Origin of the sequence: Streptomyces sp. GESEQ-35 (assembly GCF_017948485.1) — a bacterium.
In the GTDB taxonomy this organism is placed as follows: domain Bacteria; phylum Actinomycetota; class Actinomycetes; order Streptomycetales; family Streptomycetaceae; genus Streptomyces.
Window position 1 is genome coordinate 705,735 of record NZ_JAFFSX010000001.1, and the last position, 23,257, is coordinate 728,991.

Annotated in this window: 21 protein-coding genes; 14 read left to right on the plus strand and 7 right to left on the minus strand. The window is 71.4% G+C overall.

Features of this window, described 5'->3' with window-relative positions; genetic code table 11:
• Nucleotides 1-35 precede the first annotated feature (35 nt).
• Together KCH87_RS03095 and KCH87_RS03100 are read right to left on the minus strand one after the other, a co-directional pair.
• Complete coding sequence (locus KCH87_RS03095; protein WP_210583830.1) at nt 36-1,118, minus strand: iron chelate uptake ABC transporter family permease subunit; 1,083 nt, start codon at nt 1,116-1,118, stop codon at nt 36-38.
• Nucleotides 1,115-2,155 (minus strand): iron ABC transporter permease, encoded by a 1,041-nt coding sequence (locus KCH87_RS03100; protein ID WP_210583831.1) that lies wholly within the window; start codon nt 2,153-2,155, stop codon nt 1,115-1,117. The genes KCH87_RS03095 and KCH87_RS03100 overlap by 4 nt, the downstream gene beginning before the upstream one ends.
• A 231-nt stretch (nt 2,156-2,386) precedes the next feature.
• On the opposite strand from KCH87_RS03100, the gene fes (KCH87_RS03105) reads away from it, so the two are divergent.
• From fes (KCH87_RS03105) to KCH87_RS03150, 10 genes are all read left to right on the plus strand, one after another.
• Nucleotides 2,387-3,703 (plus strand): enterochelin esterase, encoded by a 1,317-nt coding sequence (gene fes, locus KCH87_RS03105; protein ID WP_210583832.1) that lies wholly within the window; start codon nt 2,387-2,389, stop codon nt 3,701-3,703.
• An 87-nt stretch (nt 3,704-3,790) separates the two neighbouring features.
• Complete coding sequence (locus KCH87_RS03110; protein ID WP_210583833.1) at nt 3,791-4,774, plus strand: ABC transporter substrate-binding protein; 984 nt, start codon at nt 3,791-3,793, stop codon at nt 4,772-4,774.
• A complete protein-coding gene (locus tag KCH87_RS03115) occupies nt 4,771-5,559 on the plus strand; it encodes a 2,3-dihydro-2,3-dihydroxybenzoate dehydrogenase (RefSeq protein ID WP_210583834.1) in 789 nt (262 codons plus the stop codon). Before KCH87_RS03110 ends, KCH87_RS03115 begins: the two co-directional genes overlap by 4 nt.
• A gap of 119 nt (nt 5,560-5,678) precedes the next feature.
• A complete protein-coding gene (locus tag KCH87_RS03120) occupies nt 5,679-6,872 on the plus strand; it encodes an isochorismate synthase (RefSeq protein WP_210583835.1) in 1,194 nt (397 codons plus the stop codon).
• On the plus strand, nt 6,869-8,497 hold the full coding sequence (locus tag KCH87_RS03125) for a (2,3-dihydroxybenzoyl)adenylate synthase (RefSeq protein WP_210583836.1): 1,629 nt from the start codon (nt 6,869-6,871) through the stop codon (nt 8,495-8,497). Before KCH87_RS03120 ends, KCH87_RS03125 begins: the two co-directional genes overlap by 4 nt.
• Before the next feature lie 15 nt (nt 8,498-8,512).
• Nucleotides 8,513-9,145, plus strand: a complete 633-nt coding sequence (locus KCH87_RS03130; RefSeq protein ID WP_210583837.1) for an isochorismatase family protein — start codon at nt 8,513-8,515, stop codon at nt 9,143-9,145.
• Nucleotides 9,146-9,148: 3 nt separating this feature from the next.
• A complete protein-coding gene (locus tag KCH87_RS03135) occupies nt 9,149-9,376 on the plus strand; it encodes a phosphopantetheine-binding protein (RefSeq protein ID WP_210583838.1) in 228 nt (75 codons plus the stop codon).
• A complete protein-coding gene (locus tag KCH87_RS03140; RefSeq protein ID WP_210583839.1) occupies nt 9,373-13,251 on the plus strand; it encodes a non-ribosomal peptide synthetase in 3,879 nt (1,292 codons plus the stop codon). Before KCH87_RS03135 ends, KCH87_RS03140 begins: the two co-directional genes overlap by 4 nt.
• Nucleotides 13,248-13,427 carry an MbtH family NRPS accessory protein gene (locus KCH87_RS03145; RefSeq protein WP_210583840.1) on the plus strand — a complete coding sequence of 60 codons (180 nt, stop codon included), beginning with the start codon at nt 13,248-13,250 and terminating at the stop codon, nt 13,425-13,427. Before KCH87_RS03140 ends, KCH87_RS03145 begins: the two co-directional genes overlap by 4 nt.
• Nucleotides 13,424-14,200, plus strand: a complete 777-nt coding sequence (locus KCH87_RS03150; RefSeq protein ID WP_247195564.1) for a 4'-phosphopantetheinyl transferase superfamily protein — start codon at nt 13,424-13,426, stop codon at nt 14,198-14,200. The genes KCH87_RS03145 and KCH87_RS03150 overlap by 4 nt, the downstream gene beginning before the upstream one ends.
• Here the strand turns inward: KCH87_RS03150 and fes (KCH87_RS03155) are convergent.
• Nucleotides 14,127-15,359 (minus strand): enterochelin esterase, encoded by a 1,233-nt coding sequence (fes, locus tag KCH87_RS03155; protein ID WP_210583841.1) that lies wholly within the window; start codon nt 15,357-15,359, stop codon nt 14,127-14,129. The genes KCH87_RS03150 and fes (KCH87_RS03155) overlap by 74 nt on opposite strands.
• Before the next feature lie 155 nt (nt 15,360-15,514).
• Here fes (KCH87_RS03155) and KCH87_RS03160 point away from each other — a divergent pair, with 155 nt between their 5' ends.
• Nucleotides 15,515-15,946 carry a right-handed parallel beta-helix repeat-containing protein gene (locus KCH87_RS03160; RefSeq protein ID WP_210583842.1) on the plus strand — a complete coding sequence of 144 codons (432 nt, stop codon included), beginning with the start codon at nt 15,515-15,517 and terminating at the stop codon, nt 15,944-15,946.
• Nucleotides 15,947-15,964: 18 nt separating this feature from the next.
• Here the strand turns inward: KCH87_RS03160 and KCH87_RS03165 are convergent, their stop codons facing one another.
• On the minus strand, nt 15,965-16,681 hold the full coding sequence (locus KCH87_RS03165; RefSeq protein WP_210583843.1) for an NAD(P)-dependent oxidoreductase: 717 nt from the start codon (nt 16,679-16,681) through the stop codon (nt 15,965-15,967).
• 93 nt (nt 16,682-16,774) lie between these two features.
• Here KCH87_RS03165 and KCH87_RS03170 point away from each other — a divergent pair, with 93 nt between their 5' ends.
• Entirely contained in the window at nt 16,775-17,482 is a 708-nt protein-coding gene (locus tag KCH87_RS03170) for a TetR/AcrR family transcriptional regulator (RefSeq protein WP_210583844.1), read from the plus strand.
• A gap of 170 nt (nt 17,483-17,652) precedes the next feature.
• On the opposite strand, the gene KCH87_RS03175 is transcribed toward KCH87_RS03170, so the two are convergent.
• The 3 genes from KCH87_RS03175 to KCH87_RS03185 form a co-directional block, all read right to left on the minus strand.
• On the minus strand, nt 17,653-18,045 hold the full coding sequence (locus tag KCH87_RS03175) for a DUF2267 domain-containing protein (protein WP_210583845.1): 393 nt from the start codon (nt 18,043-18,045) through the stop codon (nt 17,653-17,655).
• A gap of 94 nt (nt 18,046-18,139) precedes the next feature.
• On the minus strand, nt 18,140-18,562 hold the full coding sequence (locus tag KCH87_RS03180) for an Hsp20/alpha crystallin family protein (RefSeq protein ID WP_210583846.1): 423 nt from the start codon (nt 18,560-18,562) through the stop codon (nt 18,140-18,142).
• Nucleotides 18,563-18,722: 160 nt separating this feature from the next.
• Nucleotides 18,723-20,432 (minus strand): helix-turn-helix domain-containing protein, encoded by a 1,710-nt coding sequence (locus KCH87_RS03185; RefSeq protein ID WP_210583847.1) that lies wholly within the window; start codon nt 20,430-20,432, stop codon nt 18,723-18,725.
• A gap of 303 nt (nt 20,433-20,735) precedes the next feature.
• Here KCH87_RS03185 and KCH87_RS03190 point away from each other — a divergent pair, with 303 nt between their 5' ends.
• Nucleotides 20,736-21,263: a general stress protein gene (locus KCH87_RS03190; protein ID WP_210583848.1), complete on the plus strand. Its 528-nt coding sequence runs from the start codon at nt 20,736-20,738 to the stop codon at nt 21,261-21,263.
• Nucleotides 21,264-21,330: 67 nt separating this feature from the next.
• Nucleotides 21,331-23,247 carry a molecular chaperone DnaK gene (dnaK, locus tag KCH87_RS03195; protein ID WP_210583849.1) on the plus strand — a complete coding sequence of 639 codons (1,917 nt, stop codon included), beginning with the start codon at nt 21,331-21,333 and terminating at the stop codon, nt 23,245-23,247.
• Nucleotides 23,248-23,257: the final 10 nt, after the last annotated feature.

A 23,257-nucleotide genomic window follows, 5' to 3' on the forward strand; every position in this document is an offset into this window, starting at 1 on the left:
TGCGTAACTCAATTAATCTACGGCCCGCGCTCGTCTCATATCCGGTCCGCCTTGCGCTCCCCTCGCAGCAGCCAGGCCAGATAGGCGCCGCCCGCCACACCCGTCACCACACCGACCGGCAGCAGGGCGGAGCCGGTGACGCGCTGGGTGGCCAGGTCGGCGGCGGACACCAGGAGCGCGCCCGTCCAGGCGGCGGGCAGGACGTTCGGTCCGGCGGCCCGGGTGACGCGGCGCGCCAGCTGGGGCGCGGCCATCGCGACGAACGGGACCGGCCCGGCGGCCGCGACCGCCAGTGCGGTCAGTCCCGTGCCCGCACACAGCAGCACCAGGCGACTGCGCTCGGGTGGCACTCCGAGCGCGGCTGCGGTGTCGTCGCCCATCTCGAGCATGGTCAGCCGCCGCGCGTACACCAGGAGGACGGGACCGAACAGCACCAGTCCGAGGGCGGCGATGCGGACGTCGCCCCAGTCCCGGGCGTTCAGCGAGCCGATCATCCAGCTCGCCGCCTGCGCCGCCTTGCCGATGTCGGCGCGGACGTACAGGAAGCTGGTGACCGAGCCGAGAACGGCGGAGGCGCCGATGCCGACGAGAACGAGCCGGTAGCCGTGCACGCCCCGCTTCCACGCCAGCAGATACACGGCGGCCGCGGTGGCGAAGCCGCCCCACACCGCGCCGATCGCGGTCTGCGACGCCCCGGCGTCGAAGATGATGATGGCGACCAGGGCGCCCGCGGAGGCGCCGTTGCCGAAGCCGATGATGTCCGGGCTGCCCAGCGGATTGCGGGTCAGGGACTGGAACACCGCGCCCGCCATGCCCATCCCGAAACCCACCAGGACGGCCACGAGGGCGCGCGGCAGCCGCAGGTCGACGACGATGAACTCGGCTCCCGGCGGCCCGTTCCCGGCGAGGGTCCGGACGACCTCCGGCGGCGACAGTTCGTAGCCGCCGGTTCCGATGGCGAGCACCGTCGCGCACGCGGCCAGTACGACGAGGGCGACGCAGACGACCAGGGCGCGTGTGTCGAACCGCAGCGACCACCGGTCCGTACGCAGCAGCCCACGCCGCAGGTCGATCCGAACCACCGCCGTCCGGTGCCGTTGGTCCTGGACCGCGCTCACAGCTGGGCCGCCTTTCGCTGCCGTACGAGATGAATGAAGAGAAGTCCGCCGAGGAAGGCCGTGACGGTGCCCACCTCGATCTCGGACGGGGGCACCACCACCCGTCCGAGCACGTCGGAGACGAGCAGCAGCACCGGTGCGTACACGGCGCAGTACGGCAGGAGCCAGCGCGGGTCGGGGCCGCAGAACGTGCGGGCGGCGTGCGGGATCATCAGCCCGATGAACCCGATGGGGCCGCAGACGGCGGTGGCGCCCCCGCACAGCAGGGTGACGGCGACGACGGACAGGACCCGGGTGCGCCGCACGCTGGTGCCGAGGGCCCGGGCGTGGTCCTCGCCGAGCGCGAGGGCGCCGAGCGGCTTGGCCAGGGCGAGGGCGAGGACCGCGCCGGCAACGAGCAGCGGGAGTACGGCGACCAGCAGGTCGGCGTCGCGTTTGGCGAGGGTGCCGACGGACCAGTACCGCATCTCGTCCAGGGTGTTCAGGTCCCACAGCTGGAGGCCGTTGACGTAGCCGAAGAGGGCCGCGTTGACGGCGGTGCCGGCGAGGGCGAGGCGGACCGGCGTGGCGTACCGGCCGCCGCCGAGGGCGTTGACGGCTGTGGCAGCGACAGCCGCTCCGGCGAGGGCGAACCACAGGTATCCGCCGAACGAGGTGATGCCGAGCACGCTGATGGCGGTGACGACGGCGGCCGACGCGCCCGCGTTCACGCCGAGCAGTCCGGGGTCCGCGAGCGGATTACGGGTCAGGGTCTGCATGACACCGCCGCCGAGGCCGAGCGCGGTGCCGACAGCGATGCCGATGAGGGTGCGCGGCAGTCTCAGATCCCGCACGATCGCGTCGTTCTCGGTCCCCGAGGGGGACAGCAGTGCCGACCAGACCTGGTCGAGCGGAATCCGTTGGGTGCCCACTGCCAGAGACAGCGCGGCCGCCGCGACCAGCAGCGCCAGGCCCAGCAGCAGGCCCGCCGATCGCAGGGACGTCCGGGATCGGAGTTTCTCCGCACTCACCGGTGTAGGGGTGGCCGTGGCGGTCATGGCCCGACCTCCGCGTACGTCCGGACGGTGGGCGGCACTTGAGAGCGGGCGGGGCGCCGCTCGGCGTCGAGCAAAGCCCCTTCCGGGCGGGGACACATCCACAGGAACATGTGCTTAGCTTAGGCTAACCTTACTTCGCATGTTGACGATTTCGTTGACAGCTCAATTTCGCATACCCGCTCACGGTGCGCGAGCCCTTTGCTCCCGCTCCCGGCTACGAGAAGAGAAGAGATGCCCGCTCAGCGCCTCGCCGCCCTGGCGGACGCCCGCCACGAGGTACGGCCGGTCCGAGTCACCGGGCCGCGCGTCGCGCGCCTCGTGGCCCAGCTGGCCGGGGCCGACGACCCGCAACGCGCGGACCTGACGGCCGAGTTCTGGAGCGAGGTGGACCAGGTGGGCACCCCGCTCGTCGAGGAACTGGACGGCGAGCCGGGCCACCGGGCCGTCACGTTCCTGTGGCGCGGTCACCGCGCGACGCGGCAGGTGCTGCTGTCCGCGAACCGCATCGTCGACCGCGAGCACCTCGCCGGTTCACTCCTCGATCGCGTGCCCGGCACCGACGTATGGCACCTCGGTCTGCGGCTGCGCGCCGACCACCGCGGTTCGTACCGGATGGCCGCCGACATCTCGGCCAAGGAGCCGCCCACGGATCCGGCGCTGCTTCAGCAGCGGCTGCGGTCGCTGGCCGTGCACGCCGCACCGGATCCACTCAACCAGCGATCCGTCGCCACCCGTTGGCATCCCGTGTCCAGCTCGGTGTTCGCCCTCCCGCACGCCCCGGCGCAGCCGTGGGCAGGGCGGAAGGACGGCGTTCCGGCCGGTCGGATCGAGCGGCACCGGGTGCCCGCGACGGCACTCGGCGGCGACCGGGACACCTGGGTGTATCGGCCGCCGGGAGGTGGTGCGGAGCCACTACCCGTGCTTGTCCTGACCGACGGTGACATGTGGTTCGGGCGGCTCGGGTTCGGGCACACGCTGGACGCGCTGATCGCCGACGGAGCGCTGCCCCCGCTCGCCGTGCTGGCGCCGGACGCCGTGGACCGGCACACCCGCTGGCGTGAACTGGGCGCGCGCGACTCGTTCGTGGGCTTCCTCGCGGACGAGTTGCTGCCGTGGGCGGCGGGCCGCTGGCCGCTCACCACGGAGGCGGGCCGGACCGTCGTCGCCGGGCAGAGCCTGGGCGCCATGACCGCGCTGTACGCCGGCCATGTGCGACCCGACCGGTTCGGGAACGTCCTCGCCCAGTCCGCCTCCCTGTGGTGGCGGCCCGGACTACCGGCCGTCAGCGGCCCCAAACCGCCGGTCTTCGGCGCGCCTTGGCTGGTGAGCCGCTATGCCGCCACGGAGCCCCGGCCGGTGACGATCCACCTGGACGTCGGCCTGCACGAGGGATCCATGGTCGACCACAGCCGCGCCCTGTACGACGCGCTGCGCACCGCCCGTTATCGGGTCACCTACGGCGAGTTCAACGGCGGCCACGACTACGTCTGTTGGCACGGCGCCCTGGCCGACGGCCTGGTGCGCCTGCTGGGCACCGCGACTCCCTGATTTACGGATCCCGGGTTTCCCGGGTTCCCCAGACCACATCTGACGATTAATCGACAACTCTCTTTGTCAGCAAGGAGCTTTACCCTCATGTCCTCTGCACGAGCCTCTCGCAGGGCGGTCCTGACGTCCGCTGCCACCGTGGTGACCGGAGCGCTGCTCCTGACCGGCTGCGGTGACGACGGCAACGACAGCGCAGACAGCGCCGCCGGCAAGGAGTCGAGCACGCGCCAGGTCACCGACGCCACCGGCCGCAAGGTGGAGGTGCCGTCCGCCCCGCAGAAGGTCGTCACCCTGAGCGAACCCACGCTGGATGCCGCCCTCGCCCTCGGTATCGAGCCCGTCGGCGCCACCGCCGGCCGCGGTCAGAAGGGCGTATCGACCTATCTCGCCGGCAAGGCGAAGAAGGCCGAGGTCGTCGCGACCGTCGCCGAGGCCGACATGGAGAAGCTCGCCGCGCTCCAGCCCGATCTGATCCTGCTGGACGAGACGACCGCCGTGAAGAGCGAGGTTTCCAAGCTCCAGGCGATCGCCCCGACCGTGGTCACCGCCAAGCTCAACGAGGACTGGAAGAAGGCGTTCACCTCGACGGCCGAGGCGCTGAACAAGACGTCTCAGGCCGAGAAGGTCCTCACGGACTTCGACGCCGGCGTCGCCGCCACGAAGAAGAAGCTGGGTGACAACGCGGGCTCGGTCGTCAGCGTGATCCGGTGGCAGAACGGCGCGCCGTCCGTGGTCGGCAAGGGCGTCGGCCACGTCGGCTCCACCCTCTCCACGCTGGGCCTGGAACGGCCCACGGACCAGCAGGGCGCGAGTACCGGCCACAGCGAGCCGGTGAGCCTGGAGAAGCTGTCCACCATCGACGGCGACTGGCTGTTCTTCGGCACGCTCGGCGACCAGGCGGACGGCGAGAAGGCGTACGCCGAGGCGGCGAAGGTCCCCAACTTCAGCAAGCTGAAGGCCGAGAAGGCGGGTCATGTCGTCGTCGTCCAGGGCTCCGCGTGGAACAGCGCGGGCGGCCCGCTCGCGGCGCAGATCGTCCTGGACGACGTGACGAAGGCGCTCGCCTCGTGAGCGCCGAACTCACCGGCCGCCTCGCCCTCGTGACCGGGGCGGGCCGGGGCATCGGCGCCGCGGTGGTCACCGCGCTCGTCGAACAGGGCGCCCGGGTGCTCGCCACCGACGTCGACGGCGGGGGCATCGACGCGCTCGCCGCAAAGCACGGCGACCAGGTCACCGCGCGCACGCTGGACGTGACGGACGCCGCCGCCGTGGACGCCCTCGTCGACGAGGCGGAGCGCACGCTCGGCCCGCTGGACATCGCCGTCAACGTCGCCGGAATCCTGCGCGAGTCGCACGTCGTCGACCTCACCGACGACGACTGGGCGACCACCTTCGCCGTCAACACCACCGGTGTGTTCCACGTCTCGCGCTGCGTCGCCGGCCGGATGGCCGAGCGCGGCCACGGCTCGATCGTCACCGTCGCCTCCAACGCGGCCGGGATCCCCCGCACGGGCATGGCCGCCTACGCCGCCTCGAAGGCAGCCTCCGTCATGTTCACCAAATGCCTGGGACTGGAGGTGGCCGCGAGCGGCGTCCGCTGCAACACGGTCTCCCCCGGCTCGACCCTGACCGACATGCAGCGGGCGATGTGGACGGCGTCAGGCACCGACGAGTCGGCCGCCGCCCGCCGTGTCATCGAGGGCGACCCGGCGACGTACCGGACGGGCATTCCGCTCGGCCGGATCGCCGATCCCGCCGACATCGCCGACGCGGTCGCCTTCCTGGTCTCGGACCGGGCCCGGCACATCACCCTGCACGACCTGTACGTCGACGGCGGAGCCACGCTCCGGGCCTAGGGCAGGTTGCGAAAGTCCCGCCTGCCTGGCGACGCCCGGCCCGCCCTCCGGGCGGACGACGGGACTTTCGCAACCCGCCCTAACCCGCCCCTCGTGCCCTCCCCCCACTGGAGACACTCATGTCCACGTCACTGCACGAACTCACCGTCCCGCTCATCTCCCCCGGCGCCGCGACGGCCCTCCTGGAGGCCTACAGCCCCGCCACGGACCGGTTCCTCGCCTCACCCCGCCACACCCTGCTGGGCCGGGGCACAGCCGCCGAAATACCCCACGACGACCGCCCGTTGACCCTCCGGATACGGGAGGCGCTCGAAGCCCGGCGCCGCCCGGGTGCCCCGGCTCCGGTGGTCCTCGGCTCGCTGCCCTTCGCCCCGGACGCCCCGCCCGCGCTCACCGTCCCCGAGGAGGTGCACTGGGCGCCTCCGCTGCGCGAGGACCCGCTCGTCGCCCTGCCGGTACCGCACCAGGAGGACCGGCCCCGCTGGCGGGTGACGGAGGTACCCGCGCCGGAGCGGTACGGCGAGGCGGTGGCCGCCGCGGTCGCGCGGATGCGGGCCGGGGAGTTCGACAAGGTCGTCCTCGCCCGCACGCTGGAGCTGACATCCCCGCGCGAGCCGGACCTGCCCGCCATGCTGCGCCGCCTCGCCCGCCGGGACCCGGCCGGATACACCTTCGCCGTGCCGAGCGGGCCGGGCCGCACACTGGTCGGCGCCAGCCCCGAGCTGCTGGTGTCCCGGCAGGACGGCCGCCTGGTCGCCAACCCCCTCGCCGGGTCGGCGCCCCGCAGCACCGACCTGGCTGAAGACGTACGACGTGCGGTCGCCCTCCTCGAATCCCCCAAGGACCTGCACGAGCACGCCGTCGTCGTGGCGGCCGTACGCGAGGCGCTCGCGCCGTACTGCACGAGTCTGGAGGTGCCGGAGCGGCCCACGCTGGTGCGGACCGCGGCCATGTGGCATCTGTCGACCACCGTCACCGGCGAGTTGACCGACGTGGACACCACGGCTCTCGACCTGGCGCTCGCACTGCATCCCACCCCGGCGGTGTGCGGCACACCGACGGACGTGGCGCGGGCCGTCATCGCGGAGTCGGAGCCCTTCGACCGCGGTCCCTACACCGGCATGGTCGGCTGGCAGGACGCGGACGGCGACGGCGAGTGGGTCGTGACCATCCGCTGCGCGGAGGCCGAGGGGCGAACGCTCCGGCTGTTCGCGGGCGCGGGCGTGGTCGCCGAGTCGTCGCCCGAGGCCGAGACCGCGGAGACGGCGGCGAAGTTCCGTACGTTCCTGGACGCGGTGGGGGCCTCGCTGTGAGCCTCACACCCGGCGCGGACGCGCCCACCTGGCCCGAGGAGTTCGCCGAGCGCTACCGCGCGGAGGGTTACTGGCGCGGGGAGACGTTCGGCGGCGTACTGCGCGAGCGCGCCGCCGCCCAGCCCGATCGGATCGCCCTGATCGACCCGGCACCCGAGCGCCGTACCTGGACCTACAGAGAACTCGACGAGCGCGCGGACCGGTTGGCCGCCGGGTTCGCCGCCCGCGGGATATCCCGGGGCGACCGAGTCGTCGTACAGCTGCCGAACGTCGGCGAGTTCATCGAGGTGGTCTTCGGGCTGTTCCGGATCGGCGCGCTGCCCGTGTACGCGCTGCCCGCGCACCGGGAGTCCGAGATCGGCCACTTCTGCGCCTTCGCCGAGGCCGTCGCGTACGTCATCCCGGACCGGCACGCCGGTTTCGACCACCGTGACCTCGCGTCGCGGGTGAAGAAGGAGACGCCGAGCCTGGAGCACGTCTTCGTGGCCGGCGACCCGGGCGAGCACACGCCGCTGTCCGAGGTGTACGCCGATCCGGTCGGCCTGCCTGCCGGGCCGGAGCCGCACCAACTGGCGTTCCTCCAGCTGTCGGGCGGGACGACGGGGGTATCCAAGCTGATCCCGCGCACCCACGACGACTACATGTACTCGCTGTGGGGCTCGAACGAGATCTGCGGTGTCGACGCCGATACGCGGTTCCTCGTCGCACTCCCCGCCGCACACAACTTCCCGATGAGCTCGCCGGGTTGGCTGGGCGTGCTGTACGCCGGAGGCACGGTGGTGCTCTGCCCGAAGCCGGACCCGGCGACGGCGTTCCCGCTCATCGAGCGCGAGCGGATCACCATGACGGGGCTCGTGCCGCCACTCGCCCTGGTGTGGACCGACGCCGCTGCCCAGGCCCAACACGACCTGTCCAGCCTGGAGTTGATGCTCGTCGGCGGCGCCAAATACAGCGAGGAGGCGGCCCGTCGGCTGGAGCCCGCCTTGGGCTGCCGGCTGATGCAGGTCTTCGGCATGGCCGAAGGGCTGGTCAACTACACCCGGCTGGACGACGACGAGGCGACGATCGTCGGCACGCAGGGACGGCCGATCTCCGTGGCCGACGAGATCCGCGTCGTCGACGACGCCGACCGTGACGTCCCGGACGGCGAGCCCGGACATCTGCTGACCCGTGGCCCGTACACCATCCGCGGCTACTGGCGCGCACCCGAGCACAACACAAGAGCCTTCACCGAGGACGGCTTCTACCGCACCGGCGACATCGTCCGGCGCACCCCGACCGGCCATCTCGTCGTGGTGGGGCGGGCGAAGGACCAGATCAACCGGGGCGGTGAGAAGGTCGCGCCGGAGGAGATCGAGAACATCATCCTCGCCCATCCCGCCGTGCACGACGTGTCCGTGGTCGCGGTGCCCGACCAGTACCTCGGCGAACGCTCCCTCGCCTACGTCATCCTGCGCGACGGCGCCGAGCCGCTGAAGCCCCTCTCCGTCAAACGGTTCGTGCGCGAGCGCGGGGTGGCCGCCTACAAGATCCCCGATCTCGTCGAGTTCGTCGACGCCTTCCCGCAGACCGGTGTCGGCAAGGTCAGCAAGAAGCAACTGCGGTCCACCGCCGAGCAGTCCTGAAAGGCCCTTGTTCTCATGGCACTCCCCGCCATCTCCCCCTATCCGCTTCCCACCGCACACCAGCTCCCCGCCAACCGAGTGTCATGGACCGTGGACCCGGCGCGCGCCGTCCTGCTCGTGCACGACCTCCAGCACCACTTCCTCTCCGCGTTCCCCGCCGGCGCCCAGCCGCTGACCGGCCTGCTCGACAACACGGCCCGTCTGCTCAAGGACGCCCGCAGGCTCGGTGTGCCGGTCGTCTACTCGGCGCAGCGCGGCGGGCAGACGCCGCAGCAGCGCGGGCTCCAGCTCGACTTCTGGGGCCCCGGCGTCGCTGACGACCCGGAGGCGCTCGCCATGCCCGGCCCGGTGGCCCCCGAACCCGGGGACACCACGCTCACGAAGTGGAAGTACAGCGCCTTCGCGCGCACCGAACTCGGCGCGCTACTGCGGGAGTCGGGCCGCGATCAGCTGGTGATCGTCGGCGTGTACGCGCACATCGGCGTCCTGATGACCGCCGCCGACGCGTGGAGCCGGGACATCCAGGCGTTCGTCGTCGCCGACGCGGTCGCCGACTTCTCCCGCGAGGACCACGAGATGGCCCTGCGCTGGGCCGCCGGCCGCTGCGCGGTCGTGACCACCACCGACACGCTCTTCAAGGAGGTCTGAGCCATGGCCCTCACCCTGGAGCAGATCCGCACCGACGTCGCCGTCGCGCTCGGCGAGGACGCCGCCGACATCCCCTTCGACGAGAACCTCGTCGACTACGGCCTGGACTCGGTCCGCATCATGGCGCTGCTCGTACGCTGGCGCCGCGACCACGACATCACGGCGGACTTCGCCGACCTCGCCGAGCAGCCCGCCATCGAGGCCTGGGCATCGAAGCTGGGGGTCGCATGACCACCGCCGTCACGACCGAAGCCGTACTCCCGCTGACGTCGGCCCAGTCGGGCATGTGGTTCGCGCAGGCCCTCGATCCGCTGAGCCCCGCGCAGAACACCGCGGAGTGCCTGGAGATCGACGGCCCGATCGACCCGGACCTCTTCGCCGCCGCCCTGCGGCAGGTCGCCCAGGAGGCGGAGGCGCTGCGCGTCGTCGTGGCGGAAACCCCCGACGGACCGCGCCAACACATCCGTACCGACGTCGAGTTGCCGCTCACGGTGCACGATCGCAGTACGGACGAGCAGGCCGAGGCGTGGATGCGCGCCGACCTGGCCGAGCCCCTCGACCTGGCGACCGGTCCGCTGTGCCGACACGCCCTGTTCCGGGTCGGTCTCCCGGACGGCGAGGAGCGCTGGCTCTGGTACCAGCGCATCCACCACCTGGTGATGGACGGCTATGGCTACTCGCTGCTGGTGCGGCGCACCGCCGAGGTGTACTCCGCCCTTGCCCGCGGCCAGGAGCCCGCCGCGCGCTCCTTCGGCAGCCTCGCCGACCTGGTCGCGGACGACACCGCTTACCGCGGCTCCGCCGCCTTCGCGGCCGACCGTGCCCACTGGTCGCAGGCGTTCGCCGACCGCCCGGAGGCACCCCGGCTCGCCGGCCGCGGCGCGCTGCCGTCCCGCACCTTCCTCCGTCGTACGGCGTACCTGGCGCCGGAGGCCACCGAGCGCGTCCGCGAACTGGCCGTCCGGCTGCGGGCGACCTGGCCCGACGTGCTGATCGCCGCGCAGGCCCTCTACACCTCCCGCGCCACGGCCCGGGCGGACGTGGTGCTGGGCCTGCCGATGATGGGCCGCATGGGCTCGGTCACGCTGCGCGTACCGGGGATGGTGATGAACGTCCTGCCGCTGCGGCTGACCGTCACCCCCGAGGCGTCCTTCGCCGAGCTGGTTCGGCAGGTCGTGCTGGGCATCCGCGAGGTGCGCCGCCATCAGCGGTACCGCTACGAGGACATCCGCCGCGACCTGGGTCTGCTCGGCGAGTCACGGGGCCTGGTCGGCCCGCTCGTCAACGTCATGCCCTTCGACTACGGCGTGGACTTCGCGGGCGCGCCCGCACGGGCCCGGAACCTGTCCGCCGGTCCTGTCGACGATCTGACGGTCAACATCTACGACCGCGCCGACGGCCGGGGCCTGCGCGTCGACCACGACGGCAATCCCGCGCTGTACGACGACGCCGGACTGGCCACGCACCAGGGACGGTTCCTGCACCTGCTGGAGCGCCTCGCCGACAGCGACCCGCAACTGCCGCTGGCCGCCCACACCATCGCGACGCCGGACGAACAGGCCCTGGTCCTCGACGAGTTCAACCGCACGGACATCGCGCTGCCCCCGACCACCCTCATCGGGCCGATCGAGTCACAGGCCGCGCAGACCCCCGACGCGACGGCGCTGGTGTACGGCGACACCTCCCTCACGTACGCCGAACTCAACACCCGCGCCAACCGGTTGGCCCACCATCTGCGCACGCTGGGAGCCGGGCCGGGGGCGGTGGTGGCGGTCTCGATGCCGCGCTCGACCGAGCTGGTCGTCGCCCTGCTCGCGGTGTTGAAGGCCGGGGCCGCGTATCTGCCGCTCGACCCGGACTATCCCGCGCAGCGGCTGTCGTACATGCTCCAGGACGCGGCGCCGGTGTGCGCGATCACGGACCGGGCGGGCCGTCTGCCGGAGGAGACCCCGCTGGTCGTCCTGGACGGCACGGATGTGTCGGCGTACCCGTGGGTGAATCCGGGGCGGGCGCTCACCCCCGCCCATCCCGCCTACGTCATCTACACGTCCGGTTCCACCGGCCGCCCGAAGGGTGTGGTCGTGTCGCACGGGGCGATCGACAACCGGCTGCGCTGGATGCAGCACGAGTACAGGCTGACCGCCGAGGACCGCGTGCTGCAGAAGACGCCGTCGTCGTTCGACGTGTCGGTGTGGGAGTTCTTCTGGCCGCTGCGTGAGGGCGCGGCCCTGGTCGTCGCCGAGCCGGGCGGCCAAAAGGACCCGGTCTACCTGGCCCGGCTGATCCGCGAACAGGCCGTCACCACCTGCCACTTCGTGCCGTCGATGCTTCAGGTGTTCCTCTCCGGGCCGGACGCGGCCGGGTGCGGTGGACTGCGCCGGGTGTTCTGTAGCGGCGAGGCTCTGCCCCGGGAGACCGCGAACGCCTTCGGGCGGGTGCTGCCCGGGGTCGGGCTGCACAACCTGTACGGCCCGACCGAGGCGGCCGTCGACGTCACGTACCACCCCTGTGCGCCCGGCTCCGAGGGCCCGGTGCCGATCGGGCGGCCGGTGTGGAACACGCGGCTGTACGTGCTGGATGCGGCGCTTCAGCCCTGCCCGCCCGGAGTGCCGGGTGAACTGCACTTGGCAGGGCGGCAGTTGGCCGACGGCTACCTCAACCGGGCCGAGCTGACGGCGACCCGTTTCGTTGCCGATCCGTTCGGCCCGGCCGGCACCCGCATGTACCGGACGGGTGACCTGGCCCGATGGACCGGCGAGGGCGAGATCGAGTACCTCGGGCGGACCGACCATCAGGTCAAGCTGCGCGGGCAACGCATCGAACTCGGCGAGATCGAGGCCGCGTTGGCGGCTCAGCCGGGGGTGGACGGTGCGTGTGCGCTGGTGCGTGAGGACCGGCTCGTCGGCTATGTGACGGGCGGCGCCGATCCGGTGGTCGTACGGGCGGCGCTGGCCCGCGAGTTGCCGGAACACATGGTCCCGGCCTCAGTCGTCGCCCTCGACGCGTTCCCGCTCAGCCCCAACGGAAAGCTCGACCGCCGTGAACTGCCGGCCCCGGTGTTCGCCGGCGGCGACAGCTCCCGACGTCCGGCGACCGCCCGCGAGCAGGCACTGACGCTGCTGTTCGCGCAGGTGCTCGGCGTCGAACAGGTCGGCCCCGACGACGCGTTCTTCGACCTGGGCGGCACCTCGCTGCTCGCGGTACGGCTGGTGGCACGGGTGCGGGAGGAGTTCGGCACCGAGCTGACCATCGGCTCGCTGTTCGAGGCGCCGACACCGGCCTTGCTCGCCGCCCGACTGGAGGACACGGGACCGGCGTCCGAGGACGCGCTGGGCGTCGTACTGCCGCTGCGTGCCGACGGAGACGGGCGGCCGTTGTTCGCCATCCATCCGGCGGGCGGCATCGCCTGGTGCTACGCCGGTCTGTCCGCGCGTCTCGGCCCTGCGCAGCCCGTCCACGGCATCCAGGCCCGCGGTCTGGTGGGCGACGAGCCCCTGCCGCGCACCCTCCAGGAGGAGGCGGTCGACTACGCCGAGCGGATCCGCGAGGTCCAGCCGCAGGGCCCGTACCGCCTGCTCGGCTGGTCGGTCGGCGGAGTCCTCGCACACACCGTCGCCGTGCTGCTCCAGGAAGCCGGTGAACAGGTCGAACTCCTCGCGCTGCTCGACGCGTTCCCCGCCGAGCAGTGGCGGGAGCGGCCCGCACCCGAGGAGGGCGACGCGCTCACCGCCGTACTCCGCATGGCGGGCTTCGACCGCACCGACGAGCGCGACCGCGACGACGTACTGGCCACCCTGCGCCGCGCGGGCAGCCCCCTCGCCGGACTCTCCGAGCACACCCTGTCGAAGATCGTCGACATCGTGCCCAACCACGCCCGCATGATGCGCGAGCACGAACACGGCTCGTACGACGGCGATGTGCTGTTCTTCACGGCCGCCGCCCCGCGTCCCGAGGACTGGCTGACCCGCGAGGCATGGCGGCCCCACGTCACCGGCGTGATCGTCAACCACGACCTCGACTGCACGCACCCGCAGCTGATGCGGGACCGCTACCTGGACGACATCGCGACGCATCTCGCCGCCCGCCTGAAGGAGCTCGACGCATGACCGGTCCCTTCGATCCGGGGAACGAGGGCCAGGACACCCATCTGGTGCTGGAGAACGCCAACGGCATGTTGTCCCTGTGGCCGGCCTGGCGTGCCGTGCCCTCCGGCTGGGCCGCCGTCTCGGGCGCGGCTTCGTACGAGGCGTGCGTACGGCGGGTGGAGGCGGGCCGGGGATGACCACGATGGCGGAACCCTCGCTGCGGCCCCAGATGCTGGTACGGGGTCCGGGGCTGCGGCCCCGCCGGCTGGCGCACGGTCCACTGCTGTGGGTCCTGCGGGCCCCCGAACCGGGCCAGCCGCTCGACGCGTCCGTGCTGGACACGGGCGAACGGCGCCGGGCGGCTGCGCTGCGGCGCCCGGCCGAACGGGCGCTCTACGTGACCGCGCACAGTGCGCTGCGCCGGGTGCTCGGCGCCTATACGGGGCTGCGTGCCGCGTCGGTGCCGCTGGTCCGGCTGCGCTGTCCGCACTGCGGCGGGCCGCACGGCCGTCCCGCCGTGGCCGGGCCGTTCGGGGCGAGCGTGCACTTCTCGCTCTCGCACTCCGACGGCCTGGCGCTGATCGGTCTGGCCACGACGCCGATCGGCGTCGACGTCCAGGCGGTCCCGGGCCTGCGGGTCGCCGTGGACACGAGCCGGTCACTGCATCCGGCCGAGCAGCGGGAGCTGGAACGCCTGCCCCCGAGCGCCTTTCCCGGTGCGTTCACCCGCTGCTGGACCCGCAAAGAGGCCTACCTCAAGGCGACCGGCGAGGGCGTGTCCGGTGCCGCTCTGCGTGGCCTGTACGTCGGGACGGGTGAGCGCCCCGCCGAACTGCCGGGCCGGACGTCCGCCGACGTCGACGTCCCGATGGGCTGGGAGGCCGCCTGCGTGGTGCTCAGCGCCCCAGCAACTCCACCAGACCGTCCGCCAGTTCCGTACGCCAGCAGAGGTAGTCGTGGCCGCCGTTGAACTCCCGGTAGGAGGCGTCGTCATAGCCGGCCTGCGCGAGCGTGTCGCGCAGCCGGCGGGCCGCGGGCAGGGCAACCCATTCCTGCTCGCCGAAGGAGAGCCGGAAGCGCACGGGCAGCCGTGGCGTGTCGGCGAGGGCCCGGGTGAACCACTCCGCCTCCGGGCCGACGGGCCACCAGAACGAGCCCGACTGCACAAGGGCGTTGCCGAAACGGTGCGGGGCCACCGAGGCGGCGTAGGCGGCGGTGAGTCCGCCGAGGCTCTGCCCGGCGATCACGGTCCGCGCCGGATCGTCCGTGACGGGCAGCCGTGTCGCAGCCCAGGGCAGCACCTCGTCGGCGAGAAAGGCGACGTACTCGGGTCGGCAGGCCAACTCGGTCCAGCGCGTGGCTTCGTCGACGGCCTCCGGCAGGACGGCTGCGACAGGCGGGATACGGCCGTCGGCGATGAGGTTGTCGAGGAGGTGGTTCAGCCCGAGCAGCGGCTGCCAGTGTTCGCCGTCGAGCAGGACCAGCAGATCGGCCACCTCCGCTTCGGTGCGCGGCGGTTCGTACAGCCACACACGCCGGCCGGACACCTTGTGCTCGGCGACCGAGCCGCGGGCAACACCGGGCCGGGGCACCCAGTCCCCCGCGCTCGGGGCGGCCGGGAGTTCGGCGTACGGGACCGGCTCTGCCGTCCAACGGCGGGGCAACGTACGGGAGTTGAACGGATCGGTGCGGCTGCGGGTGCGCAGCCAGGTCCAGTACTCGGGGGTGCCCGGGTCGGGGCCGTCGCCTTCATCGACGTACAGGTCGTAGGTGCCGCGCCAGTCGTGGCGCAGGCGGAGTGTCCAGTGCCAGACGTCCGTGCCGGGGGCCCGCCGCATCAGGTTGCCCTCGGGGTCGCGCGGGTCGCCGAGCTTGTTGGGCAGGACCTGGACGGCGCGGGTGGCGGGGCCGCCGCGCCACAGGAACGTCACGGCCGCGTGGTCGTCGCTGCCGAGCGGATCAGGGCCGAGGAGCGGAGTGCCGCGGCGGTGGACGTCCTCCCAGAACTCCTCGACGCCATCCGGTGCGGGCAGCACGCAGGCCGGTTCCGCGAGCCGGGGCAGCGGGTGCGGCCGCGCCAGGCGGGGCGGACGGGGCGGTGCGCCCTCGGGCGGTACGGACACGAGCATGCGAAGGACTCCGGTGACGAACCATGACGTTCCACTTTCTTAGGCCACCCTAACCTCACCCATCGCGCACCGCGGCCGTCGCCGTACGACGGTCGCGGGGTTCCCCGCCGCGTGGAGCATGTACCTGCGGGCCGGGGACGGGCAAGGAGCCGAAGTTGCTGACGGTGCCGGGTGCGGTCGCCTTCCGCACCGCCGAGCGCATCGCCTTCGAGGGCAACCGATTCACTCACCTGGGCGCCCAGGCGCTGGAGTTGTCCGAGAACAGCTCGTACAACGTGGTCGACGGCAACGTCATCAGCGACGTCTCCGACGGCGGGATCCTGATGGGAGTGGCCCCGCCCGACCAGAAGGGCACCAACCGCGGCACCCGGATCACGAACAACTGGATCCATCGCACCGGCACGGAGTACCACGCCTCCTCCGCCGTCTGGGACACCGCGACCCCCACGACCTCACCTTCACCGACAACACCCTGCTGTCTCCCTCCAACCCCGGCCAGGCCTGCGCGGCCGTCCTGGCGAACGCCGGTCCTCTCCCGTCCTACCGGCGGCAGTTGGGCGTGCAGTGACGGAACGGCGAGTCGGTAGGGGAGCTGTCCTACCCGGCTAGGCGTGTTCGTGCGAGCCCCCGGCGTGGGCGAGGGCGCTGGGGGTTTTGCAGCCGACGATCGCCGGGGCCTCCTGGACGAGTGTGTCGTCGGTGAGCGCTTCCACCATGAACAGCGCGAAGTCCACCCGACGCGTCAGATCGCTGCCGAGTACCGGGTCGCCCACGTGCCGGCTCCACACGGGCAGGCCCTGGCTCTCGCCCTCCTCCAGGGAGCTGCCCCGCACCACGGTCCACCGGGTGTCGCTGCCGAACACCCGTCGGCACGCCTCCACTTGGTCGTCGATCTCGGCGAAGCGGACGAGCTTGCCCAGCACCGCGGCGATCCGGACGCCCAGGATGAACAGCCGCGAGTACTTGTCCTTGCCGTCGCGCGTGATGTGCCAGCCGCACGAGAAGATCAGGCGCGCGCCCGGCCGTGCGTGGTCGAGCACCGCCTGTGCCGTGCCCGACGCGTACTGCTGCACCCGCCAGGGCACCAGCACCGTCAACACCCCGTCGCACCCCGCGACCGCCCGCCGGATCACCTCCGAGTCGTTCGCGGGTCCGGGGACGACGGTCATCCGGCCTTCGAACGCCGCCAGCTTCGGCACGCTGCGCTCCCGGCACACTCCGACCACTTCATAGCCGCGCTCCAGTGCGTGCCGGACCATGTACTGCCCGAGCTTCCCCGAAGCCCCGACGATGCAGACCTTCTTCATCCGATCCGTGCCCATGGCGCAGCCCCCTCGCCAGCATACTGACCTTATGTTGTAAGGTAAGTTAACCTTATGCTGTAAGGCGGTCAAGGGGGACGAAAAGGAGGGCGGATGCGCGAGGCAGGCAAGGGCGGTCGGCGCAGGGCATCGGCGCGCACCCCGCTCAGTCGCGAGCGCGTGATTCGTACGGCGGTGGCGGTGGCGGACGAGAAGGGGTCGGCAGCGCTCACCATGCGGGCCATCGCCGAACCGCTGAGGGTCGAGGCGATGTCGCTCTATCACCACGTGGCGGGCCGGGAGGACATCCTCGACGGCATGGTGGACGCGGTGTTCGGCGAGATCGATCTGCCGCCGCGCGACATCGAGTGGAAGACCGCCATGCGCCACCGCGCGGACTCGGCCCGAGCCGCCCTCCGCCGCCATCCATGGGCGATCGGCCTGATGGACTCCCGCTCCCAGCCCGGCCCGGCGACCCTGCGCCACCACGACGCCGTGCTCGGCACGCTGCGCGCCGCGGGGTTCTCCGTACCGATGACCGCGCACGCCGTCTCACTGATCGACGGCTACCTCTACGGCTTCGTACTCCAGGAACTGAGCCTGCCGTTTCGAGGCGGGGCGGAGCTGGACGAGGTCGCTGGCGCCATCCTGCGCGACATGCCCGCCCCCGACCCCTACCCCCACCTCACCGAACTGGTCACCGAGCACGTCCTCAAGCCCGGCTACAACTACGCCGACGAGTTCGCCTTCGGTCTCACCCTCATCCTCGACGCCCTCCACCCGGACGAGACAGCGAGCGACTGGCCGGTTCAGAGAAAATAGATGCTCAGCGTGCAGGGCTCGTCCTCACCTTGGAGGCAGGGGTGCAGGATCACGTCCGTGATCAGGTCATCCAATGTGGTCCGGATCTTCCCGGATCTCTCGACCGCAAGGCCCGTGGGCTGATGCGCCCCGTGAGACGGTGGGATTCGGAGGGGCTGGGCGGCGGGCGATCAGGCCGCAAGCTGGATCCGGCCGAACAGCAGGGCGTATCCGGGCGGGAGCAGACGGATGATGCGCTCCGTGAGCTCGTCACCCGCAGCGTCCGCCACCACACTCAGGACCGAGCTGACGTCCCAGCGGGCAGTCGTGGCAGTGGCTCCATCGATCCGGGCCGCCACACTGTCGACGAACTGCGCACCGGTCAGCGGCTTGATGACGGGCACCTGCTCGGCAATGAGCGTGGCGGCCTCGACAGGCAGCCGCTTGACCAGATCGGCCTTCGCCGGACCGGTCAGGTGCCCGCCCAGTGTGGAGAGCACGATCTTTGTGATCCGCTCGGCCTCCTTGGTGGTGGGGTACTCCCCGCGCTCGCGCACTTCCTCCACCAGTTCGCTCCATCGCATCTCCGGGACCCCTTCCCTTTCACTCTGTTTCGCCGCTGCCGGCCCCCGGCAGTGCAAAGCGAGGGCTCCTGCCGGGAGCCGGGTGCAGCCCGATTCAGGCGTCGATCTGCTTCGGAGGCTCGCCGCCCGAGATCTGGATCTTCCGAGGCTTGGCCTGCTCGGCCACCGGGATGCGGAGCGTAAGGACCCCGGCGTCGTACGAGGCGTCGATCCGCTCGGTGTCGAGACTGTCGCCGAGGAACAGCTGGCGGCTGAACGTCCCGGTCGGGCGCTCGGCCGCGATCAACTGCACACCATCCGGCGCCGACGAGCGGCGGTCCGCACGGACGGTGAGGACGTTCCGGTCGACGTCGAGGTCGATGGCCTCGGGGTCGACACCCGGGATGTCGAAGTGGACCACGAATTGGTCATCCGCGCGGTATGCCTCCATCGGCATGGCCGTGGGCCAGGACCGCGTACCGAGCGCCTGCTGGGTGAGTCGATCGATTTCACGGAACGGGTCGGTGCGCATGAGCATCACTGGTCATCTCCTTTCGAACGACGGATCCGGTCTGCGATGCCCGTACACCATTCATATAACGCAGAGAAGAAAACTTGACAAGTGGGGGCTCATACTTGCCTGAAAGCCCAGTTCAGGGGCGGCTGGCCGGGGCCGCTGGGGGGACCGGTGGCCGCGGTCAGCGCCTCCCACCCAGGATGATCTTCCAGACGCGCGTTGCCACCTGCAGATTGAGCCGGGTGTCCACATCCGCCAGGTCGCGATCGCTGATCTCACGGATGCGCTGAAGCCGGTAGCGCAGGGTGCTGCGGTGGACCGTCAGCGCGGCGGCCGCATCGTCGTAGTTGCCCCCGCAGTCGAAGTAGCGCGAGAGCGTCTCCACCAACTCCGTGCCGTGCCCTGCGTCGTAGTCGATCAGCCGGCCGAGCCACTCTCGCACGAAGCCTTCGAGCTCCCGGAGATCGTTGCCCGGCCCCAGGATCCGGTACAGCCCGAGGTCGTCGAAGAACGTCGTCCCGCTGCGCTGACGGGAGTTCTGCCGCACCTCCAGGGCCCGCAGTGCCTCCTGATAGCAGCGGGGAACGCCGTCCGGGGAGTCGCAGCGGGTGCTCACCCCGATCGCTCCGTCGGACGTCCCCAGCTCATGGGCCAGCGCCACGTGCACAGCATCGTCGTCGGGCCTTGCTTCGGTCAGCAGGACCACCCGGTCGCCGCGACGGGTGATCAGCGGACGGGTCGCCGTGGTGGCCGTCGCTTGCTCGACGGCACGGGTGAAGGAGTCGTCCGCGGCGTTGCCCGGCCAGTGCACCACGACCACGTAATGGGTACGTTGCAGGTCCTGGCCGACGGCTTCGGCCCGGGCGTAGGCGCTCGTCTCGTCGGTGCCCTCCAACAGGTCGTCGATCAGCTGGCGTCGCAGCCGCAGCTCGACCTCGGTGAGTTCGCGCATATGCATGAGCTCCTGGGCGAGCGACCGCTGGGCGTGATCCAGGGCGAACATGGTGTGCTCGTTGGCCGTCGCCCCGGGGTCCTCGATGGCGAGTACGCCGAGGACGTCGCCGCGCGGGCGGGCCAGGACGATCAGCCGGTCCTTGACTCTGACCGGGCCCGCCTCGCGCGCGACCTGCCGCAGCATCTCTTCCTGGTAGGTCGAGGACCGCACCGGATAGGGGTCGGGCCGGTCGGGACCGGCCCAGGACCTCAGGTTGCCGAATCGGTCCTCGATGAGCGCCGACAGCCCGGTGAGCTCGTACAGCGCTTGGGTGATGGCGTCCTCGCCGCCGCCCCGGGCTGCGACACGGGCGAGGGCCTCGTGCACGGCCTTCTGAAGGTGCAGCTCGGAGCGCACCGTGTCCAGCTGCCGCAGTGCGGTGTCCCGTTCGGTGCGGAGTCGGCTCAGTTCGCCGGCGTTGTCGTGGTGCGCGGGGAGCGTGGCCGCCAGTGACATGGCCGCCGATGTGAGCCCCACGAGGGTCGAGAGGAGGAAGTGCCCCCGCTCATCGGGCCCGGAGTGGGAGGAGACCACGATGTAGCCGAGCAGACCGCCGGCCCCGCGCAGGCCGAACGCCCAGGTCCAGGACCGCTCTGGAAGGGATACGGAGCCGTCGGCCTCGCCCAGCTCCTTCATCCGTGCGTCGTCGACCGTCGGCGCTCCCGCGTCATGGCCGGGGACGCGGGACAGACCGTCGTCCGTCGCGAGGTATCCGGCCTCGGCGTGGTAGGGCCCAAGGGCACTGACGTGCCGCATGGCCAACCGCACGATCTCACTCTGCTCCGCGCAGGTGAACAGGGTGTGGGACAGCACCAGCAGCCCCTGTGGGTCCAGCGCCGCGAACGGACGGGGGTCGTGCCCTTCGGTGTCCGCCGTGTTGCTCGGGTGACGGGTCACTTCCTGGTCGGAGACATGAGGGGACGGTCTCCGTGACGGATGGCAGGCCATCGATCACTCCGTTCTCCTCCGGTCATCGGAGGCGATCGAGCGAGTCGTGGGATCCACGCCTGGCGAGCCCTGAGCGCCCAGCCTAGGCAAGACCATCCGACTTGTCTGGATTTGAGCCTTGTTCTCGTGGACCGACCGGCTGCGTCGAGTTCTGACCTGCCGGGTGCAGGCGGAGCGCGCTGCTCTCTTGCCAGTCTGGGTTTGTCAGGGATCGCCGGGCGCACCGGTGGCCGTGGCGGGAAGGACTGGCTGATGAACGCGCAGGCCCGCAGGACCATCGCCTCGTACACGACCTACCAGGAGGCGGAACGCGCTGTCGATCACCTTTCCGATCAGGGCTTTCCCGTCGAGAGGGTGGCCATCATCGGGCAGGACGTGCGCCTGGTCGAGCAGGTGACCGGCCGCATGGGACATGCCGGGGCCGCGCTGCACGGCGCGGCGAGCGGTGCCCTCCCAGGCGCACTGATCGGGTGGATCTTCGGGCTGCTGAACTGGCTGGACCCGGTCGTGTCGGGACTGCTCCTCGCCCTGTACGGGCTGGTTTTCGGAGCACTCGTCGGCGCTCTGTTCGGCCTGCTGGCGCACGCGGCCCAGGGTGGCCGCCGGGACTTCGCCTCGGTGAGCTTCATGCAGCCCAGCCGGTACGACGTCGTCGCCGACGACGCGGTCGCCGAGGAAGCGGTGCAGCTGCTGGCCGAGCTGCCCAGCGGGACCGGCACCGGCACAAACAGCGGGGCTTGGCAGAGCAGCCGCCCGCGGAGCGGTCCCGCCGTCACCTGAGCGAGTGCGGAAGACCGGGCGCGACTCCGCGGGCGAACGGGGCCGCCCGTCGCGGAAGGAGTTCCTCATGGCCAAGGCAGTAGGCATCGACCTGGGCACCACGAACTCGGTGATCGCCGTCTGGGAGGGCGGCGAGTCGACGGTCGTACCCAACAGCGAGGGCAACCGCACGACGCCGTCCGTGGTGGCCTTCACCGACACGGGCGAGCGCCTGGTGGGCCAGCTGGCCCGCCGCCAGGCGATCCTCAACCCCAAGGGCACCATCTACTCGGCCAAGCGGTTCATCGGCCGGCACTTCGACGAGATCTCCGAAGAGGCCAAGGCCGTCGCGTACGACGTGGTCGAGGGAGACGGCGGTGCCGCTCGCTTCGAGGTGCGCGACAAGCTCTACGCGCCCGAGGAGATCAGCGCGCAGGTGCTGCGCAAGCTCGCCGACGACGCCTCCAAGCAGCTGGGAGAGCGGGTCACGGAGGCGGTCATCACGGTGCCCGCCTACTTCAACGACGCTCAGCGCACCGCCACCAAGGACGCCGGACGGATCGCCGGCCTGGAGGTGCTGCGGATCATCAACGAGCCGACCGCGGCCGCCCTCGCCTACGGCATGGACAAGAAGCAGCACGAGACGGTGCTCGTCTTCGACCTGGGCGGCGGCACCTTCGACGTCAGCATCCTCGACGTCGGCGACGGCGTGGTGGAGGTACGGTCCACGGCGGGCGACAGCCATCTGGGCGGCGACGACTTCGACCGCCGGCTGGTCGACCACCTCGCCGACGGCTTCCAGAAGGAGAACAGCCTCGACCTGCGCCAGGACCCGCAGGCGCTGCAACGACTGTTCGAGGCCGCCGAGAAGGCCAAGACCGAGCTCAGTTCGGTGACCCAGACGCAGGTCAGCCTGCCGTTCATCACGGCCGACGCCTCCGGGCCCAAGCATCTGACCACGACGATCATGCGGTCCACGTTCGAGCAGATCACCGGCGACCTGGTGGAGCGCTGCCTCGGCCCGGTGCGGCAGGCCATGGACGACGCCAAGGTCAGTGACAACGACATCGACGAGGTCATCCTCGTCGGCGGCTCCACCCGCATCCCCGCCGTCCAGGCGCTGGTGCGGAGGCTGACCGCCGGCAAGGACCCCAACATGAGTGTCAACCCCGACGAGGTCGTGGCGATGGGCGCCGCGATCCAGGCCGGGGTCCTCAAGGGCGAGGTCAAGGATGTCCTGCTGCTCGATGTCACGCCGTTGTCGCTGGGCGTGGAGACACGCGGCGGCGTGATGACGAAGATCATCGAGCGGAACACCACCATCCCGGTGCGCCGCACCGAGACCTTCTCCACCGCCGAGGACAACCAGCCCGCCGTCGACGTCGTCGTCCTCCAGGGCGAGCGGGAGCTGGCCGCCGACAACCGGGTCCTGGGTCGCTTCCAGCTCACCGACATCCGCCCCGCGCCGCGCGGCGAGCCGCAGGTCGAGGTCACCTTCGACGTCGACGCCAACGGCATCCTCAACGTCACCGCGCGGGACAAGGACACCGGCAAGGAGCAGGGCATCACCATCAGCGAGAGCTCCAACCTCGACCGCGGCGAGGTCGAGCGAATGGTCCAGGAGGCCGAACGCAACCGCGGCCAGGACCAGGCCCTGCGCGAGGCGGTCGACGCCCGCAACGAACTGGACGCCATCGCCTACCAGGTCGAAAAGCGTCTCGGCGAGCTCGGCGACGCCGCGCCCGCCCACGAGAAGGCGCGCGCCGAGATGCTGGTGTCCGAGGCCCGCGAGGCGGTCAAGAACGAGGCCGGGGTGGACAAGGTCCGGCCGCTGACATCCGAACTCCAGCAGGTCTTCGCGGGGCTCGCGGCCCACCAGGCGGGAGCCGCCGCGGGCGGTCCGGCGAGCACCGGCTCACCGGACGGATCCGGCCAAGGCGGGGCCGCGCCGGACGGCGCCGGGGGCGACGACGACGTGATCGACGCCGAGTTCGACAAGGGCTGAGGTGCCCGCG

What these genes read in the sequence shown, in the direction of transcription:
- KCH87_RS03175 (WP_210583845.1), bottom strand. Translation starts at nt 18,045, where the DNA reads ATGCGATGGAGCGAACTGGTGGAGGAAGTGCGCGAGCGCGGGGAGTAC.
- KCH87_RS03140 (WP_210583839.1), top strand. Translation starts at nt 9,373, where the DNA reads ATGACCACCGCCGTCACGACCGAAGCCGTACTCCCGCTGACGTCGGCC.
- KCH87_RS03100 (WP_210583831.1), bottom strand. Translation starts at nt 2,155, where the DNA reads ATGACCGCCACGGCCACCCCTACACCGGTGAGTGCGGAGAAACTCCGA.
- dnaK (WP_210583849.1), top strand. Translation starts at nt 21,331, where the DNA reads ATGGCCAAGGCAGTAGGCATCGACCTGGGCACCACGAACTCGGTGATC.
- KCH87_RS03145 (WP_210583840.1), top strand. Translation starts at nt 13,248, where the DNA reads ATGACCGGTCCCTTCGATCCGGGGAACGAGGGCCAGGACACCCATCTG.
- KCH87_RS03135 (WP_210583838.1), top strand. Translation starts at nt 9,149, where the DNA reads ATGGCCCTCACCCTGGAGCAGATCCGCACCGACGTCGCCGTCGCGCTC.
- KCH87_RS03150 (WP_247195564.1), top strand. Translation starts at nt 13,424, where the DNA reads ATGACCACGATGGCGGAACCCTCGCTGCGGCCCCAGATGCTGGTACGG.
- fes (WP_210583841.1), bottom strand. Translation starts at nt 15,359, where the DNA reads ATGCTCGTGTCCGTACCGCCCGAGGGCGCACCGCCCCGTCCGCCCCGC.
- KCH87_RS03165 (WP_210583843.1), bottom strand. Translation starts at nt 16,681, where the DNA reads ATGGGCACGGATCGGATGAAGAAGGTCTGCATCGTCGGGGCTTCGGGG.
- KCH87_RS03180 (WP_210583846.1), bottom strand. Translation starts at nt 18,562, where the DNA reads ATGCTCATGCGCACCGACCCGTTCCGTGAAATCGATCGACTCACCCAG.
- KCH87_RS03170 (WP_210583844.1), top strand. Translation starts at nt 16,775, where the DNA reads ATGCGCGAGGCAGGCAAGGGCGGTCGGCGCAGGGCATCGGCGCGCACC.
- fes (WP_210583832.1), top strand. Translation starts at nt 2,387, where the DNA reads ATGCCCGCTCAGCGCCTCGCCGCCCTGGCGGACGCCCGCCACGAGGTA.
- KCH87_RS03190 (WP_210583848.1), top strand. Translation starts at nt 20,736, where the DNA reads ATGAACGCGCAGGCCCGCAGGACCATCGCCTCGTACACGACCTACCAG.
- KCH87_RS03110 (WP_210583833.1), top strand. Translation starts at nt 3,791, where the DNA reads ATGTCCTCTGCACGAGCCTCTCGCAGGGCGGTCCTGACGTCCGCTGCC.
- KCH87_RS03130 (WP_210583837.1), top strand. Translation starts at nt 8,513, where the DNA reads ATGGCACTCCCCGCCATCTCCCCCTATCCGCTTCCCACCGCACACCAG.
- KCH87_RS03120 (WP_210583835.1), top strand. Translation starts at nt 5,679, where the DNA reads ATGTCCACGTCACTGCACGAACTCACCGTCCCGCTCATCTCCCCCGGC.